A 15,438-nucleotide genomic window follows, 5' to 3' on the forward strand; every position below is an offset into this window, starting at 1 on the left:
AATCTACTCCTTCATTACGGCTTCGATGTAAAGCTCGGGATGGATCAGCACGTCGCCGGCCTTCGACACATAGGAATAGACCCATTCCGCCTGAGTGCCCATCACGATGACCAGAACGAGCAGTGCCGCCGAGATGGCGGCCGCGCCCTTCAGATTAACCCTTGAACGCTCTCCCTCGGGCTCGTCTCCCCAAAAAGCCAGTCTGAATATTTTGATTAACGAGTACAAGACCAGAAAGCTGGACCCAAGACCGATCAGAGATAGTGTGAGCATGCCGGCATCAAGCCCGCCGCGGATAAGCAGAACTTTACCAGCAAAGCCGCTGAAAGGCGGAATCCCCACAATCGCCAGCGCCAGCACAAAGAACATCCAGCCGATCAGGGGGTACCGCTTGATCAGACCCCCCATGTCTTTCAACCGACCCGTCCCCCCTATTGTGATCATCATCCCTCCGAGTATAAACAATAATCCCTTGGACAGCATATCGTGAAGCAGATAGAAGACCGCTCCGTTCAGCGCATCCCCGTTAGCCGCTGCAAGGCCGAAAGCCACAAAGCCCACACTGATAATCACGTTGTAGTTAAGAATACGCGGAATATCGTTATAAGCGACCGCTCCCAGTCCGCCCAGAATCATGGCAGCCGCTGCCATCCAGGCAATCCACATATGCGTTACTCCCGGATCTTGAATAAATATCAGTGTAAACGTCCGAAGAACCGCATAGAGCCCCACTTTTGTCAGGAGCGCCCCGAACAACGATCTTACGGCCGACGGCGGCGCACTGTATGATCCCGGCAGCCAGAAGAACAGGAACAAGCCGGCCTTTAAAGAGAATACAATCAGGAATAGAACAGCAATCACACCCAGTACACCGCCTTGTCCCGCCTCGGCAACACGCTGTGACAAATGAGCCATATTGAGTGTGCCGGTTGCAGCGTACAGGTAAGCCACAGCCGCTACGAAGAGTGTAGACGATACGATGTTAATCAGAAGATATTTCAAAGACTCCCGAAGCTGAAGCCTCGTTCCGCCAAGGGAGATCAAAGCATACGACGATATTAGCAAGACCTCAAAAAAGACAAACAGATTAAAAATATCCCCTGTAAGAAAAGAGCCGTATACGCCAACAAGCAGAAAATGGAAGAGGACGTAGTAATAAGCCTTCTCCCTCTCGGTCTCAATTCTGCCGAAGGAATAGAGAAGAATCCCGAAGCTTGTCACCGCCGCAGTCAGCACAAGCAGAGCGGCAAACATATCCCCCACAAAAACAATGCCGTACGGCGGCGCCCAGCCTCCCATATGCAGGGTTTGAATTCCGTCCGCATGAACGCGGGAAACCAGAACGATTGCAACCGCGATATTGAACAGGGCGCTTACTGTACTGATGATACGCTGAAGCAGAACCTTCTCCTTCAGGATAATCAATAAAACAGCGGTGCACAGAGGGATTAAAATCGGAAATACCAACAGGTTGCTCATGATTCATCCCCCTTTATGCTGTCCATATCATCCGTTCCCAACGTTTGGTGCGCCCGGTAAGCAAGGACGAGGAAAAAGGCGGTAACTCCAAAGCTGATTACGATCGAGGTTAGAATCAACGCCTGCGGCAAGGGATCAACATAGGATTCCGCTTTATCGCCCAGCACCGGCGCTGCGCCTGTCTTAAGTCCGGCCATCGTCATGAGAAGCAGATGGACACCATGGGTAAGCAAGGAAGTACCCAATATAATCCGCAGAAGACTCTTTGACAGAATCAGATATACTCCAATCATAAATAAAATCCCGATCGCCACGGCCATCATCCATTCCATTTCACTCATCCCCTCCTATTGTAAAAATAATGCTCATGGTCACCCCGAGCACAGCCAGATAAACGCCAAGATCAAACAGCACGGCTGTAGCCAGCTCGGTGTCGCCCATAATCGGCAAATGGAAATGGCCAAAGGAATGACTTAGAAAAGGGACTCCGAAAGCGAACGATCCCGCTGCGGTAAGAATGGCAATGAACAGCCCCGCCGCCGTTACCATCCGGTAGTTCACTGGAAGCGCCTTACGGACTGTATCCATCCCGAAGGCGATGGCGAGCAGAATAAGAGCGGCCGAAGCCATAAGCGCAGCGATAAAGCCTCCTCCGGGATTATTATGTCCGGCAAAGAACAGATAAATAGAAAAGGTGATAATGATGATCACGATGACCTTGGACATCGTTTGCAGGATAACATCATTGCTCCTGACAGGATAAGCCGGTCTTCCCGGGTTGGCTCTGACTCCGGCCGAATTTCCGGGCTCCCTTCCAACGTTGATCAGGCCATAGATCCCGAGGGATGCAATGCCAAGCACCATGATTTCGAATAAGGTATCGAAGCCCCGGAAGTCAACCAGAATAACGTTGACCACATTCTTGCCTCCTGCCAGGGTATAGCTTTCTTTAAGAAAGAACTCCGAGATGGGAGCAAACGGACTGCTTCCCATAGCTGCCAGCGCGATAAAGGTCATTGTAATGCCGACGCCGGCGGCAATGATGAGATTCGGCAATTGAAAGCGCATCGGGCTTTTCATCTTGCTTAACTTCGGAAGATGCCTGAAACAAAGAAGGAATAGAATGACTGAAACAGTCTCCACAATCATCTGCGTTAAAGCGAGATCCGGCGCGCGGAAGATGACGAACAGCAGCGTCACCATGTAGCCGACAGCACCGGTGAACAGAACCGCATTGACCCTTGATCTGGCAAAAGGTACAGCAACCGCCGCCAGAACCATAACAGCAACGACGGCCATTTCATAGAAGGACATCGGAGCATAATGCTTCATGCCAAGTGTTATGCCCTTTGCGCCGAGCATAACACTCCCCAAGACAATGATGAAAAAGCTGAAGATATAGAGCAGATAGTGCCGGCCTGAGCCGGTCATATACAGATCAGTGAAGCGGCGTGACCCGCCCTCCAGCAATCGAAGTGAACCGTCATACATACGGTTCAGCAAATTCCGCGCGTGCCATTCACGGTCCAGCATCCGTAGTTGACTGTAACCTCTGAACAGCAGCGTGCCTGCGGCAATTACGCCCAGCGTCATGAAGACCTCCGGTGTCCAGCCGTGCCAGAAATGGATCGAGACGCTGAACGTTTCCTCAGGCTTAAGTAATCCGTTATGGACGGCGGCCATGGCCGGTTCGATTAACGAATAAGACAGCAGGCCTGGAAAGAAGCCGAATACCACAGCCAATGAAACCAGAACCACCGGGGAAATCAGCAGGCCAAGCGGCGCTTCATGCGGTATTTTATCCAATTGGTCTTCCTTAAGCTTTCCGGTAAATGTCTTAAAGACCAGGATCATGCTGTAAACAAAGGTGAAGATGCTCGCGACCCAGGCAACGGCTGGAAACAGGGTCATCCACGACTGACCATTCTGGATATCGAACTCCCGTATGTTTAATACGGCTGTAAAGAACATTTCTTTGCTTAAGAATCCGCTGAATGGAGGCAATCCCGCCATGGAGAACGCCCCGATCACCGCTACGGAAAACGTGATTGGCATCAGGGACATTAATCCGCCAAGCTTGCGCAGATCTCTTGTATTCGTTTCATGGTCGACAATACCTACAACCATAAACAGAGATCCTTTAAACACAGCATGGTTGATCAGATGAAAAATAGCTGCTGCGGTCGCCGAAGCGTAAAGCAGTGATTCCCCTGCGCCGGAAGCAAGCGAAGACGCGGAACCGAGTCCAAGAAGGCACATGATCAGTCCGAGCTGGCTGACGGTGGAATAAGCAAGCATAGCCTTCAGATCGGTTTGTTTAATCGCTTTAAACGATCCATATAAGAGTGTTGTTAGGCCCGAGAGTGCGACAAGCCACAACCACAGGGACTGTCCGGCGAAAATCGGGCTAAGCCGCGCAACCAGATACAGCCCCGCCTTAACCATCGTGGCCGAATGCAGATACGCACTGACCGGAGTCGGCGCCTCCATCGCATCAGGCAGCCAGATATGAAACGGGAATTGAGCCGATTTCGTAAAGGCTCCCAGTAAAATCAGCAGCATCGCCGGAATAAACAGCGGCTCCTGGACCAGAATATGAACCTGGCCGATAATCTCGCGAATACTGTACGTTCCGCTCATCACATAGAGCAAATTAAACCCGGCGAACATGCCCAGCCCGCCAAAGACGGTGATAAGCATTGACTTCAGCGCGCCGTAACGGGATCTTTCCCGGCGGTGCCAAAAGGCGATCAGAAGAAAAGACGTAATGCTGGTTAACTCCCAAAATCCGTAGAACACCATTAGATTATCCGACAAAACGACACCAAGCATTGCTCCCATAAACATGAGCAGATAGGTGTAGAAGTGGCGGATCGCTTCCGTTCGTTTGTTTAGATAATAAATAGAATACAAGATCACAAGAGAACCGATACCGGTAATCAGCAAGGCAAATAAAAGACTGAGACCATCCAGATATAGCGTAAGATCAATACCCAGCGAGGGCATCCAGCGCATGGTCTGCAGCGTGTTATTTCCTGCCTGAATGTCAGAAATCCTCGACAGAAAATACAAGAATAGAGCAGCCGGGACAGGAAGAACCATCCAGCCCGCATGAAAGCGCGATAGACGCTTGGTAAATGGAATCAAGGCAGCAAGCAGAAATGGAATCAAAATGGCAACATGCAGCACAGACGAGCACTCCCCCTATACAGATTTTTTTGGTTTACCGGATACTAATTGGGCTTTATCCATTCACTTTGCACAATTCGTAAATACTGCGTTTCGCCATTCGTTACAATTTTGAACAGCCCGTTATTAAAATCAGTGTGTAATTCACGGAAAAATATACCCTTTATCGTCTCCATCCCTTCATCCAGGTCACTAAGCACATAGCTCCCCCCCTGCTTCACCAGATATGCGGGAACCCCCGCCTCATGGGTTTCCTCCAACATATCGGGATAGCGCTGAACGGCTACGATATGAAGGTCAATAGCACCAAGCTGCTCAATCAATTCGTTAACAAAGCTGCCGCGGGTAATCTCCTGCCACAAGGTCTGGCCGGATTGTCCAATAATGATTTGTGTGATTCCTCTCTCCCGGGCCGTTTCCACAATCACATCAGCCGTCTTTCTTCCAGGGCATTTACGGATCAGAAATTCTCCGCCGACCTCCCTGGTCAGCTTCTCCCATGCCGATAGGTATTGTTCCTTATCCATGTTGTACTCATTTCCCTTGGATGAATCCACCGTAAGTACGGTAAAAGGGGCTCCAAGCAACAGGGATAACTCGCTTCCTCTTTGAATCAAACGCTGTCCATGTGGGCCGTAATGAACACAAACCATAATGCTTTCATTGTTCTGTTGTATAGTCACTTTCTATGCCTCCTGCTTCTATTTTCCAGAAAAAACGCAAAAAGAGCCCGCTGTTGGCAGGCTCCTCCGGATAAACAAGTATACAATTAATTTAAATTATATCGATCGCTGAGGGGGTTGTAAAGAGATACCCGAGAAAATAACCGTATGCCCGATCTTCTAACAGGGAATCCTTCGTACAAAGGAGTGATTTCCATGTTCATACGCAAAGTTACGATATGCTCTTGCTTCTTTATCCTCTTGCTTGCGCTGGGATGGAGGCTTGAACAAACCATGAATGCGTTAAGGATACAAGGCCTTACTTCAGGCACTGCACAAGAAAACTATAGATCCCGCTCCGCAGCTTACGCTGAACCCGCTCCTATCAACATGCCCTTTCTTCCGCGTGAATATGTACGGATTGTTCGCAAGACGATTTTAGATCCTCGCCCGCTTTCCGAGTAAGCGTCCGAATCCATTCATGCTCAAGTTGATCCTGCCAATGCCGCCGGCTGTGTGTCACAGCCGAAATAACAGCTTCACGACAGGAACCTTTTTCAGCAGCACTACAATCAGAAGAGAAAGAAACAGGACGGCCACGCCATACATAAGGTTAGCAAGCAAATTCATACTAAACGGCAGCAGTTTATAATAAGGCAGCGTAGACCAGCCGACAATCACATGAATGAAATAAATTCCCAGCGTATTCGAGCCGATAACTTTAATTCCCTGCGACAGCCGGGGATATTTGCCCTGATTATAGCGGGAGGACAATATAAAAAGACCTGCGGTAACGATAAGCGTCATCATGGTATCGTATCCGTCAAAAACCGTATCGAACACTTCCCCGTTCGACAAACTCATGATTAGCCCATATACGAGCAGCGCAATCGATGCGGACAGGATCATCCCCGTTAACACCGGAATGCCCGGCCTGCGGAAACGGTTCTTTTGCAGCTTGAACTGAAGCCAACCGCCTAAGATAAAGTATACGATCGAAAAGGCATAAAAGCCGTTGAATACATTGAACTTATTGAAAAAGTTATAGTTCTTCTCCAAATAATTGACCTTCATTACCCATTCGGCTGCATTGACGATATTGCTGAGGAGAACGTTCCCGAAAGTGAGCAGAAAAGCCATACCGAAGAAAAAGTACAGCGGCCCCTTATCTTTTTTGTCATATACCTCTTTGATCAAGGGAAACAGGATATACAGACAGACGAGCGTCTGCAGGAACCATAAATGGAATATTCTAAATTGCTTCCATTCCACCAAGGCTTTGGCAAATTGTATTGCTGTATAGCTGTCGCCTTTAATCGGAATTAGAATGGCCAGGGTGAGAATGCCCCAAACGACCGTAAGAATGCAGATCGCGATGATTTTTCGTACATGCTTGCGGAGATTATAGCTCCTGTTCAGCATCAGGGCACCGTTTACCATAAAGAACAGCGGAACCCCGGCACTGGCCAAGCCTTCTATTCCATAATTTAAATAGTTGAAAAATGAAGGGTTGCTCAGGATATCGGTAGGAAGATTATTGAAATGATAAAAACAAACCAGATAAATGGCCACCGTTTTGATCAGATCCAAATAAACCAGCCGCTCCCGGGTCCTGATTTGGGGGATGTCTTCAAGTTGGGCCGTTTGAACAGGTTTGAAAGATGCTCCAGACGCCATCCGCTCCTCACCTCGGCTTCCACAAAGTTTACGGCCTGTCCGCTCCGGCAGGCTGCTTTCCTCCATTATATCAATGGCATCTTTGTGTTAGCATTCTCCTTTTAGCTGTCTTTAAATAACTCTATGTAGGGATGCGTGAAAAGGAACAGTATGTTAAGGGTCACAGCAGCAGCTAATTTCTTCTGCATCATTCCTCTGCTGAATACACTGGGTATCAGAAGATTTAAGGAGGAGGCCAGCCGTATGCAGACATTCTATACCGTGAGACCCGGTGATTCCGTGTCGGCAATCGCCAAGAGGTGGGAAATCCCTGTCACTGCGCTCATCGCAGCGAACAATCTCCCGTCTCCCTATATCATCTACCCCGGCCAGCAGCTCTCGGTTCCGTCCGGCGTGACAACCGTTCAGGTTAAATCCGGAGACTCCATCTACTCCCTTGCCCAAGCTTACGGCGTGCCTATTGCCGTTATTATCGAAGCCAACCGGCTAAGTCCGCCATACACGATCTATATCGATCAAATACTCATAATCCCGCCGGGTGTCCCCTATTATGTGGTGCAGCCCGGGGATACATTATATGGACTTGCCGGCAGATACAACGTCACGACTAGCGGCGTCCGAAGACCGGATCTGATCCGCCAAGCGAACCGGCTGCCTTCCGACTTGATCATCGCGGGCATGCACCTTATCATACCTTACGCTCCTCCGGGCGGAGCCGGCCGGCTGGCCTTTGTTTCGAACGCTGGCGGCGCCTACGATCTCTGGCTGTACGATCCGCGGAGCGGCCGAACGACAGCGGTTGGAAGTCAGCAGGCGGATGCCCATTCCGTGCCCTATTGGTCGCCGGACAATCGCCGGATTGCTTTTATCGGAAAACAAGGGGTCCTCTTCATCCTCGACGTGCTGCAGGGAACCTTGATGCAGATTGATCAGCTTGAGCCCTATACCACCCTCTCTTGGTCCCCGGACAGCAAGCAGATCGCTTATACGAAGCAGAACCGGATCGTGCTCTATGAACTGGCCACTTTCTTCGGCAGAACGCTGTCCGTAACCGGCGCCAAGCATGTGCAGTGGTTTCCCTCCGGCGATAAGCTGTTGTTTGCGGCTCCGGATAACACCGGAACTGATCAGTTGTATGAGATTCGCGTCGACGGTACCGGCCAGCGCCAAATTACGCATGATACGTTCAGCCCTAAGAACGATGTAGAGCTCTCCCCGAACGGCTCCTATGCCCTTTTCACCTCTCCCGGCGCAAGCATTTCCATCATCTATGTCGTTGAAATCAATACAGGGAACATATCCGAGCTCACAGGAGGGCCAATAGCAAAAAATTATTTCCCGGCCTGGGCCCCAAACAGCGCCGCCATCGCCTACAGCGCAACTGATTTCGCCGAACGCAAAGGCTACTTCTCCACCATCCAAACCGAGCGTCCGCAAGGCGGGGGCCAGCAAATTCTGGCCGTCTCCGATTGTTTTGCCACTCCCGTCACCTGGTCCCCAGGCAGTGAAGCCATCGCCTACTTGTCGGGCTGCCGGGGAGCGGGACTCTCCAGCGAGATTTGGATCGTCGATATCCGTCATCCCGCACCGATTCGCGTCATTTCCGGGACCGGAGCCATCTCCTCCGTACAATGGTCCTACGGATCTATTCCAGCAGATAACTACGCCCAGTTCCGCAGCACTGTGTATCGCGTAAGCTTCCCCTACCCCGCGTCCTGGCGAGCGGTGAGCGAGACCCGGTACGAGGGCGCGGACGGTTTCTTCCAAATCTCCGCCTTGGCCAGCGATCTGCCGTTCGCCGAGTTGTGCCGCTCCGAAGCGTATCATCCGCTAATGCCCTATGGCTCTTCCCCTCGGATCGTTCCGGGACGAGTGCAAGGTCAGGAAGCCTGCTACATCTTCCCTTCCCCGGACCAAGCGCCTGAGCTTCGGCGGCAATCCGCGCTCATCGCCGTATATCCGCAGCCTGTTGTGATTAACGGCAGCACGTATCCGTACTTCATTCTCTGGGCGGATCAAGATCATATTCAAGCGATCGTGAACGGATTGCGGTTTCTTTGAGATACGCACTTTAAAGTACGTACTACCTCAAACAGCCGTATGATTGTAAACTTATAGAAATTAGCGCTACGTACAAAGGAGAAGAGAAAATGAAATATACCGGCCCCGTATACCGTCCGCCATTTGAAGCGAACTCACTATTACTGCAAGTTACTGTAGGATGCAGCCATAATGAGTGCAGCTTCTGCACCATGTATAGCGATGTTCCTTTTCAAATCGAAACGATGGAACAAATTGAACAAGATTTATGGGAAGCGAGACGAGTGTATCCTAAAGTAAACCGTATATTTTTAGTCAATGCCGACCCTTTTGCCCTGAGTGCAGACCGGCTTAAATCCATTGCTGTTAAAATCAATGAAATCCTGCCTGAAGTCGAGACTATCGCGATGTATGCCTCCGTTAATAACATAAGAAATAAATCAGATGAAGAGCTTAAAGAATTAAGAGCCTTAAAGATTAATGACCTCAATATTGGCCTGGAATCCGGTATGCCAGAGGTTGTGGAACATTTTAATAAAGGGTTTACCGTGGATGAAGCGAAAGTGCAGTTACAGCGTTTAACCGAGGCCGGAATAGACTTTAGTGTAAATATTATCATTGGAGGAGCCGGCAGCGGAAAATCACATGAAAATGCAATAGCAAACAGCAAACTGCTAAATGAAGTTAAACCCAAGCTGATCTTTATTGCCACTTTACATGTGGATCCCGGCAGCCCGCTTGATGAAGAAGTAAAAGAAGGGCTTTTTATAGAAAATACCTTGCGCCAAAATATTGAAGAGGAAATCGAAACGTTAAAAGGACTGAACCTGGACTATACCTATTTCTTCGGTCTCCATACCTCCAATATAATACCCGTTCACGGAATGCTTCCAGACAAAAAAGATGAAATGATTGCGGCTCTAAAAGAAGGCTTAAACTCAATTGGGGGCGAATATTTAGACGGTCACCTGAAAAAAGGTGTGGAAGGTAGGGTTTCAATACCTAGATAAGTTTTAAGGGTAGCGGAAGGAGATTATTAATGAAAGAATTATCGTCCAAAATTGCAAACATTGAACCGGCTAAAATCAGAAAAATGTACGATATGGCACAAGGTTTGGACAATGTGATTAGTTTTGTAATAGGCGAACCTGAATTTGATACTCCACAGCATATTATTGACGCTGCAAAAAAAGCCATGGATCACGGCCACACTCATTACACACCAAATTCCGGCATTCTTCCTCTACGTGAAGCTGTGAGCACGCATTTTAAAGATTTTGATAAAGTTAGTTACAATCCACTTGATGAAATTATGATTACCGTTGGGGGTATGCAGGGGCTTTACCTATCCCTTTTGGTCCTCACGAATCCCGGTGATGAGGTCATCGTTAGTGATCCTTGTTATACCAATTATTATGGAATGATCGAAATGAATCATGCCATTCCAGTGACGGTACCGGTGTACGAAGAAGAAGGGTTCAACTTTACGGAGAAAGGTTTAAGAGAAGCGCTAACCCCAAGATCCAAAGCCATCCTATTGAACACTCCATCGAATCCAACGGGTGCCGTGGCGGATCGTGAAACGATAGAAATGATAGCACGAATAGCAATAGAAAATGATCTATATGTGATTTTTGATGAGGTATATAAATATCTTACATATGATGAAGAAGCTTTTTTCAATATCGCTCGTATTCCCGGGATGAAAGAAAGAACCATTATTGTAGATTCCGTATCTAAATCTTACGCCATGACCGGGTGGAGAGTTGGATTCTGTCTAGGTCCGGAGCATGTCATCTCCCAAATGCAAAAAATCCAGGAATTTATGTTGTCCTGCGTGAACACTCCGGCACAATATGCAGCGATCGAAGCCCTGACGGGACCCCAAGACGCTCTTACCTACATGAATGAGCAATATAAACAGCGCAGAAAGATTATGGTCGACCGGATCAACAGCATCGATACCTTGTCCTGCCTCATGCCGAAGGGTGCATTTTACATATTCATGAATATCAAAGAAACCGGCCTAACCTCAGAAGAATTTGCAATCGAGCTTCTAAAGGATCAGCATGTCGTTTTGTCTCCTGGAGATTGTTTTGGAGCTATGGGCGAAGGTTACGTGAGACTGTCCTATGCTACCTCAGTGGAGAATATTAATGAAGGATTCGATCGAATCGAGAAGTTTGTGAAAAAATTGAGCGAGAGAAGAGTACCTAATCACCGTTAGTGCACTTGCCGTTACTCTTGCCGATGGTGGAGCTTAAAACACGTTATTCAAGATCAGGCGATATTCAATTTCCTGGTCTTTTATTTTCTCCAATCTGCTGTCCCTATTCAAAAAAGTTGGCTGCTCCCCTCTTCTGCCCAATCGCGATTAAGTTGCACTATTGGCCTCAGCATTTTTCTGAATTTCATTCATGCCCATAATTACCGCCACAAGCTCATAAGTATCCAAATAATCACTCTGATTGTTCAGAACATAAGCGTCTGAAGCAAACCAACCGTTCACTTGTTTAAAATAGGCCACAATCCTCGATTCATCGGACACTTCATATTCCTTGGAAAATGCCGGGGATGTGATGTCGTAACTTCCTCGCCCTTCGGTTTCGTATGTGAATTTCTTCGTGAACCATGCAAATCGGCTTCGCAAAACGCCTAACTGTCCCCCATCTGCATCCGTAACCTCCCATTTGCCTGAAAAAAACGGGAACCTTCCCTTGTACAGCAGCTCTCCATTGTCCCCATAAACATCGATCGCCGAGCCAAAAGCGCTTTTCAAGTCGATCTGACCGATACTTTCTCCCTGTTCATTAAGAATTTCCGTTAAACCCGCATTAAAAAAATTATCTCTAAAATAAAGCTCCATTTATCCATCGCCTCCTGGGAGTAATACGATACAAGGGATTGGGGGTCGCATATATTCACAATATTTCCAATTTTTAAAAAAATGAATGAATCTATTTTTATACCATGATAGCATTCGAAATGAATTGAATATGATTAGAGAAAGGAAGAAGAAAATATGAATATTAAAGTCGAAACTCTTCCAACATATCGCCTCGCATACGTGCGGCAAGTTGGTCCATATGGTCCTGCAAATACTCAAGCAATGGAAAAGTTAAAAAAATGGGCGGAGGAGAAAAATCTGCTCACTGAATCAGCAATAATTCTCGGAATTCCACAAGATAACCCTGAAACAACACTTCCTGAGAACTGTAAATATGATGCATGTATCGTCATTTCAAAGGATTATTCGATGGATGATTCCATTTGCGAAGGCGAACTTTCCGAGGGGCTATACGTTGTTTTCAAAGTCAAACATATAGTGGAAGATATTCAAAAAGCATGGGCGAAAATGTTTCCAGCTTTACAAAACAGCGGATATCAAATGGACAACAAGCCAATTTTGGAAAGATACACGGGTGACATGATTAACCATCATTTTTGCGAAATATGTGTTCCTGTAAAGCCGCTATAGTCATTTGAGGAACTGCAAAAATATTTCACTTCTTTCTTGCCAAGACACAGAGCGTATCGTTATCTTCAGTATAAGGATTGCCGGAGAAGTTATTATAAAACTCCAGGTCAACAAATCCATATTTCAGTAAGATGGAGGATACTCATCCCTTGTATACGTTTTATCCCAGATGTTATACACCTCAAAATGGCTGGTTTCATCAACAATGATATATTGACTTAAATGAGCGCCTGAGTCTTCATACCAATAACTTGAATTTAGACCTAAATGGGGCCCAGGCCTCCAGAATCCTCCAATTTTCAAACTCCATGTTTTTGTTCCTTTATGGTCCATGTACTTTTGCGGGCGGAATATATCAAAAACAAATGCTCCTCCAGGTTTTAAAGTTGCATAGATCTTCGTAAGTAACGTATCCCTGCTCAATTCGTCTATAACGCCAAAATCGCAGTAAATCATTAAAATGATGTCATATGGATTGGGATAGTCATACGAAATATAGTTTTCGCTTAAACTAAGAAATCTCAAAGTTCCCCATGGTTGCTTGTTGCTTGGCGTATTCAATAGACAATTTTGAAAAATCAATGTCCGTTACAGAATACCCCAATTTCGCCAACCGCTGTGCATATAGCCCAGGTCCGCATCCCAAATCAAGAATTTCTTTGGCATGATCCTGCCGGCATAAGTAATTAACTATCCAATGAACGGTTGCATCGATTACTTCGGGTCTCCTGCTTGCTGCATCCGACATCGGATCTAAATGTGTCGCCAACAGTTGGCGGGATATATAATCGTCCGTCCACATTTGAGAGGTTCCCTCTTGAAAAATACTCGGCTTTTCGCTCGCTTGAAGTAGTCTTGTTATCAATTTCTATGCAGATCCTTGTTCCCATTATTGACAGTAAAGTAACGAAAATAAAGTCGTATCATTAAGATAATATTCGAGGTAGACCCATTATTTTCCTTGCACCCATCCTAAAACCTATCCCCAGTAACAATAGAAAAAGCCGGGCAAATGTCAGGATGAAGGACAGACCGCGTTCGCTAAAGGTATGACCATATTCACGCTCGATATAATGGATCGTAAGCTTTAGGGTCCAAGTATACTTAGCCTCAAACCCAACGTCCACAGGGCGCTTATGAGCGAGTAAGTCTGTGAGCTGCTGGGTTTGCTCTTTCGACAATTTTGGCGGTTTACCAGGGGAGTGGTCCATTTCCAGATTCTTCAATACCCCGTCCTGATATTTGTGCAGGTAGTCGCCTACCGTTTTAGGAGTACGGTGCAAGGTTTCCGAGATTTGGGCAATGGTTCGGCCTTCCAACCGTAGAAGCACAGCCTTGGATTTCATTAGTTCATTAAATCATTTTATATAGATGATTTAAACAAGAAAGACTGCCGGCAAATTTCTCCGACAGTCTTTCTCTTCCTTATAAAGTAGTATGCTTCTCTTCATATTCGCTGGACAATTCCTTGAGCGATTTGATTTTACCATGGGGATGCTGTTCTTGCTTTCGTGACTTCCAGGCAGCTTTGTTCCTTCTCTTCTGGTGAGCCATAAAAGATATCCTCCTCTGGAAACTGAGATGTATACTACTTCCTTATGTTGTCATTCCTGGGCCCCGTTCATTCATATAATTAATTCATGTGAACAGAAATGGATCGATTATCACAATTATCTATCTCCAATGGTTTCCATCAATTTCAACCCATTCTAAAAAAATGAGCCGTCCTGTAAATTCAGGACAGCTCATGATGTCTGCATTTTGGTTCCACACTTTTTTTTACCGGTTCCACACTTTTTTATAACCAGACAGTAATTGAATGTGTTAAATATACTTTGTAACTCTAATCCCTTGATATTCCAGTGTTTTTTATAGATAAGTATGAGATTAAAGTTTGCAACTGAAACTTATAGACAGGAAAATAAAGATTGTAACTAAAGTATTGATGAATATATCAAATTTATTTACTATTACCAATTTAATTCGGTATCATATATATATATATTTTTTCATAAATCGCTCTATCTAGAAGGTAAAAAGCAAAAAAATTATGTTTGGATATTTACTTGCTCGTTTTTTAGTAAATCAGTTCTACTTGAGTGATTTTCAACATTTACATACATATCAAATAGTGCGTAACTATTATTCAAGTAAGTTGAATTTAATTCAGGCTTTAAATTAAAAATTAGCCCAGCTTCTAAGTTGCTTAGCAGATTTTTCGCATCTTCAAAGGGTTGAATAAATTCTAAAGGCATATAATTTTTATTATTATCTAAGAAAACAACCGTGCCAAAGTATATGTGTTTACTCATTCCCTCATATTCAGGTGCATGAAGCTTTAGTCCAGCACTATGCCCTCCTGCAAAGCGATGTGTTTTTGAAGATGTCTTTCCTACGTATACAAGTCTTTCATCTATACCATCACCAACAGATATAAAATATAGAGGGTAGCAAGCTGCAGGAGGTGTTTTCAATTGGTACTTAATTTCGTTTATTATTTCTCTATCAACATCTCTTAATTTATCGTCTGCATTAATCTCTAATTCTTCACCATAAACGTCAGTAATGATTCTTAACGAATTAGCAACATAATCATTTACTTTTACCCACGTGTCTTCTAAACTTTGAGCATTCATCTCCATTACTTTATACAGTGGAAGACACACGTCTAAAGCAATATAACAACCGTATTCAAAATTAATATCCTTTAACCGATACCTATCTAGAATAGGTAAATACCCTATTCTTAAGTAATATTTCAAAGAGTGATACATAGTCAATGGTTTGCTCACCTTCTATTTTGTTTATACGCAAATTATTGCACTACTATATAATTTAAACATGAATCACCTTAATTTTTACGTCTTTATACTGATTTCTTATAACGTTCTCGTATTCACGACGCCCAGCGAA

General features: G+C 45.9%; 14 protein-coding genes. 4 read left to right on the plus strand and 10 right to left on the minus strand.

Annotated features, from left to right (window positions below; genetic code table 11):
- Window positions 1-3: 3 nt before the first annotated feature.
- From PUR_RS22875 to PUR_RS22895, 5 genes are all read right to left on the minus strand, one after another.
- A complete protein-coding gene (locus PUR_RS22875; protein ID WP_179037235.1) occupies window positions 4-1,479 on the minus strand; it encodes a Na+/H+ antiporter subunit D in 1,476 nt (491 codons plus the stop codon).
- The gene (locus tag PUR_RS22880) at window positions 1,476-1,811 is read right to left on the minus strand and encodes a Na(+)/H(+) antiporter subunit C (protein WP_179037236.1); all 336 of its coding nucleotides are present in this window, start codon (window positions 1,809-1,811) and stop codon (window positions 1,476-1,478) included. Before PUR_RS22880 ends, PUR_RS22875 begins: the two co-directional genes overlap by 4 nt.
- A gap of 1 nt (window position 1,812) precedes the next feature.
- A complete protein-coding gene (locus PUR_RS22885; RefSeq protein ID WP_179037237.1) occupies window positions 1,813-4,668 on the minus strand; it encodes a Na+/H+ antiporter subunit A in 2,856 nt (951 codons plus the stop codon).
- A gap of 44 nt (window positions 4,669-4,712) precedes the next feature.
- Window positions 4,713-5,351 (minus strand): universal stress protein, encoded by a 639-nt coding sequence (locus PUR_RS22890; RefSeq protein WP_179037238.1) that lies wholly within the window; start codon window positions 5,349-5,351, stop codon window positions 4,713-4,715.
- A 498-nt stretch (window positions 5,352-5,849) separates the two neighbouring features.
- Window positions 5,850-7,007 carry an acyltransferase gene (locus tag PUR_RS22895; protein ID WP_232101611.1) on the minus strand — a complete coding sequence of 386 codons (1,158 nt, stop codon included), beginning with the start codon at window positions 7,005-7,007 and terminating at the stop codon, window positions 5,850-5,852.
- 243 nt (window positions 7,008-7,250) lie between these two features.
- On the opposite strand from PUR_RS22895, the gene PUR_RS22900 reads away from it, so the two are divergent.
- From PUR_RS22900 to PUR_RS22910, 3 genes are all read left to right on the plus strand, one after another.
- Window positions 7,251-9,068 carry a LysM peptidoglycan-binding domain-containing protein gene (locus tag PUR_RS22900; protein ID WP_179037240.1) on the plus strand — a complete coding sequence of 606 codons (1,818 nt, stop codon included), beginning with the start codon at window positions 7,251-7,253 and terminating at the stop codon, window positions 9,066-9,068.
- Between the two features lie 89 nt (window positions 9,069-9,157).
- A complete protein-coding gene (locus tag PUR_RS22905; protein ID WP_179037241.1) occupies window positions 9,158-10,057 on the plus strand; it encodes a radical SAM protein in 900 nt (299 codons plus the stop codon).
- Window positions 10,058-10,086: 29 nt separating this feature from the next.
- On the plus strand, window positions 10,087-11,274 hold the full coding sequence (locus PUR_RS22910) for a pyridoxal phosphate-dependent aminotransferase (RefSeq protein WP_179037242.1): 1,188 nt from the start codon (window positions 10,087-10,089) through the stop codon (window positions 11,272-11,274).
- A 147-nt stretch (window positions 11,275-11,421) separates the two neighbouring features.
- On the opposite strand, the gene PUR_RS22915 is transcribed toward PUR_RS22910, so the two are convergent.
- Window positions 11,422-11,913, minus strand: coding sequence for an LURP-one-related family protein (locus PUR_RS22915; protein ID WP_179037243.1), 492 nt, complete (start codon window positions 11,911-11,913; stop codon window positions 11,422-11,424).
- A gap of 156 nt (window positions 11,914-12,069) precedes the next feature.
- Between PUR_RS22915 and PUR_RS22920 the strand changes: the two genes are divergently transcribed.
- Entirely contained in the window at window positions 12,070-12,525 is a 456-nt protein-coding gene (locus PUR_RS22920; protein ID WP_179037244.1) for an AraC family transcriptional regulator, read from the plus strand.
- Between the two features lie 511 nt (window positions 12,526-13,036).
- Here the strand turns inward: PUR_RS22920 and PUR_RS22930 are convergent.
- The 4 genes from PUR_RS22930 to PUR_RS22940 form a co-directional block, all read right to left on the minus strand.
- The gene (locus tag PUR_RS22930; RefSeq protein ID WP_179037246.1) at window positions 13,037-13,327 is read right to left on the minus strand and encodes a class I SAM-dependent methyltransferase; all 291 of its coding nucleotides are present in this window, start codon (window positions 13,325-13,327) and stop codon (window positions 13,037-13,039) included.
- A 124-nt stretch (window positions 13,328-13,451) separates the two neighbouring features.
- Window positions 13,452-13,871: a helix-turn-helix domain-containing protein gene (locus PUR_RS26685; protein WP_179037247.1), complete on the minus strand. Its 420-nt coding sequence runs from the start codon at window positions 13,869-13,871 to the stop codon at window positions 13,452-13,454.
- Window positions 13,872-13,950: 79 nt separating this feature from the next.
- Window positions 13,951-14,079, minus strand: a complete 129-nt coding sequence (locus PUR_RS26175; RefSeq protein WP_226991735.1) for a DUF6254 family protein — start codon at window positions 14,077-14,079, stop codon at window positions 13,951-13,953.
- 494 nt (window positions 14,080-14,573) lie between these two features.
- Entirely contained in the window at window positions 14,574-15,305 is a 732-nt protein-coding gene (locus tag PUR_RS22940) for a hypothetical protein (protein WP_232101612.1), read from the minus strand.
- Between the last annotated feature and the right edge of the window lie 133 nt (window positions 15,306-15,438).

Source organism: Paenibacillus sp. URB8-2, from assembly GCF_013393385.1.
Lineage (GTDB): Bacteria > Bacillota > Bacilli > Paenibacillales > Paenibacillaceae > Paenibacillus_AQ.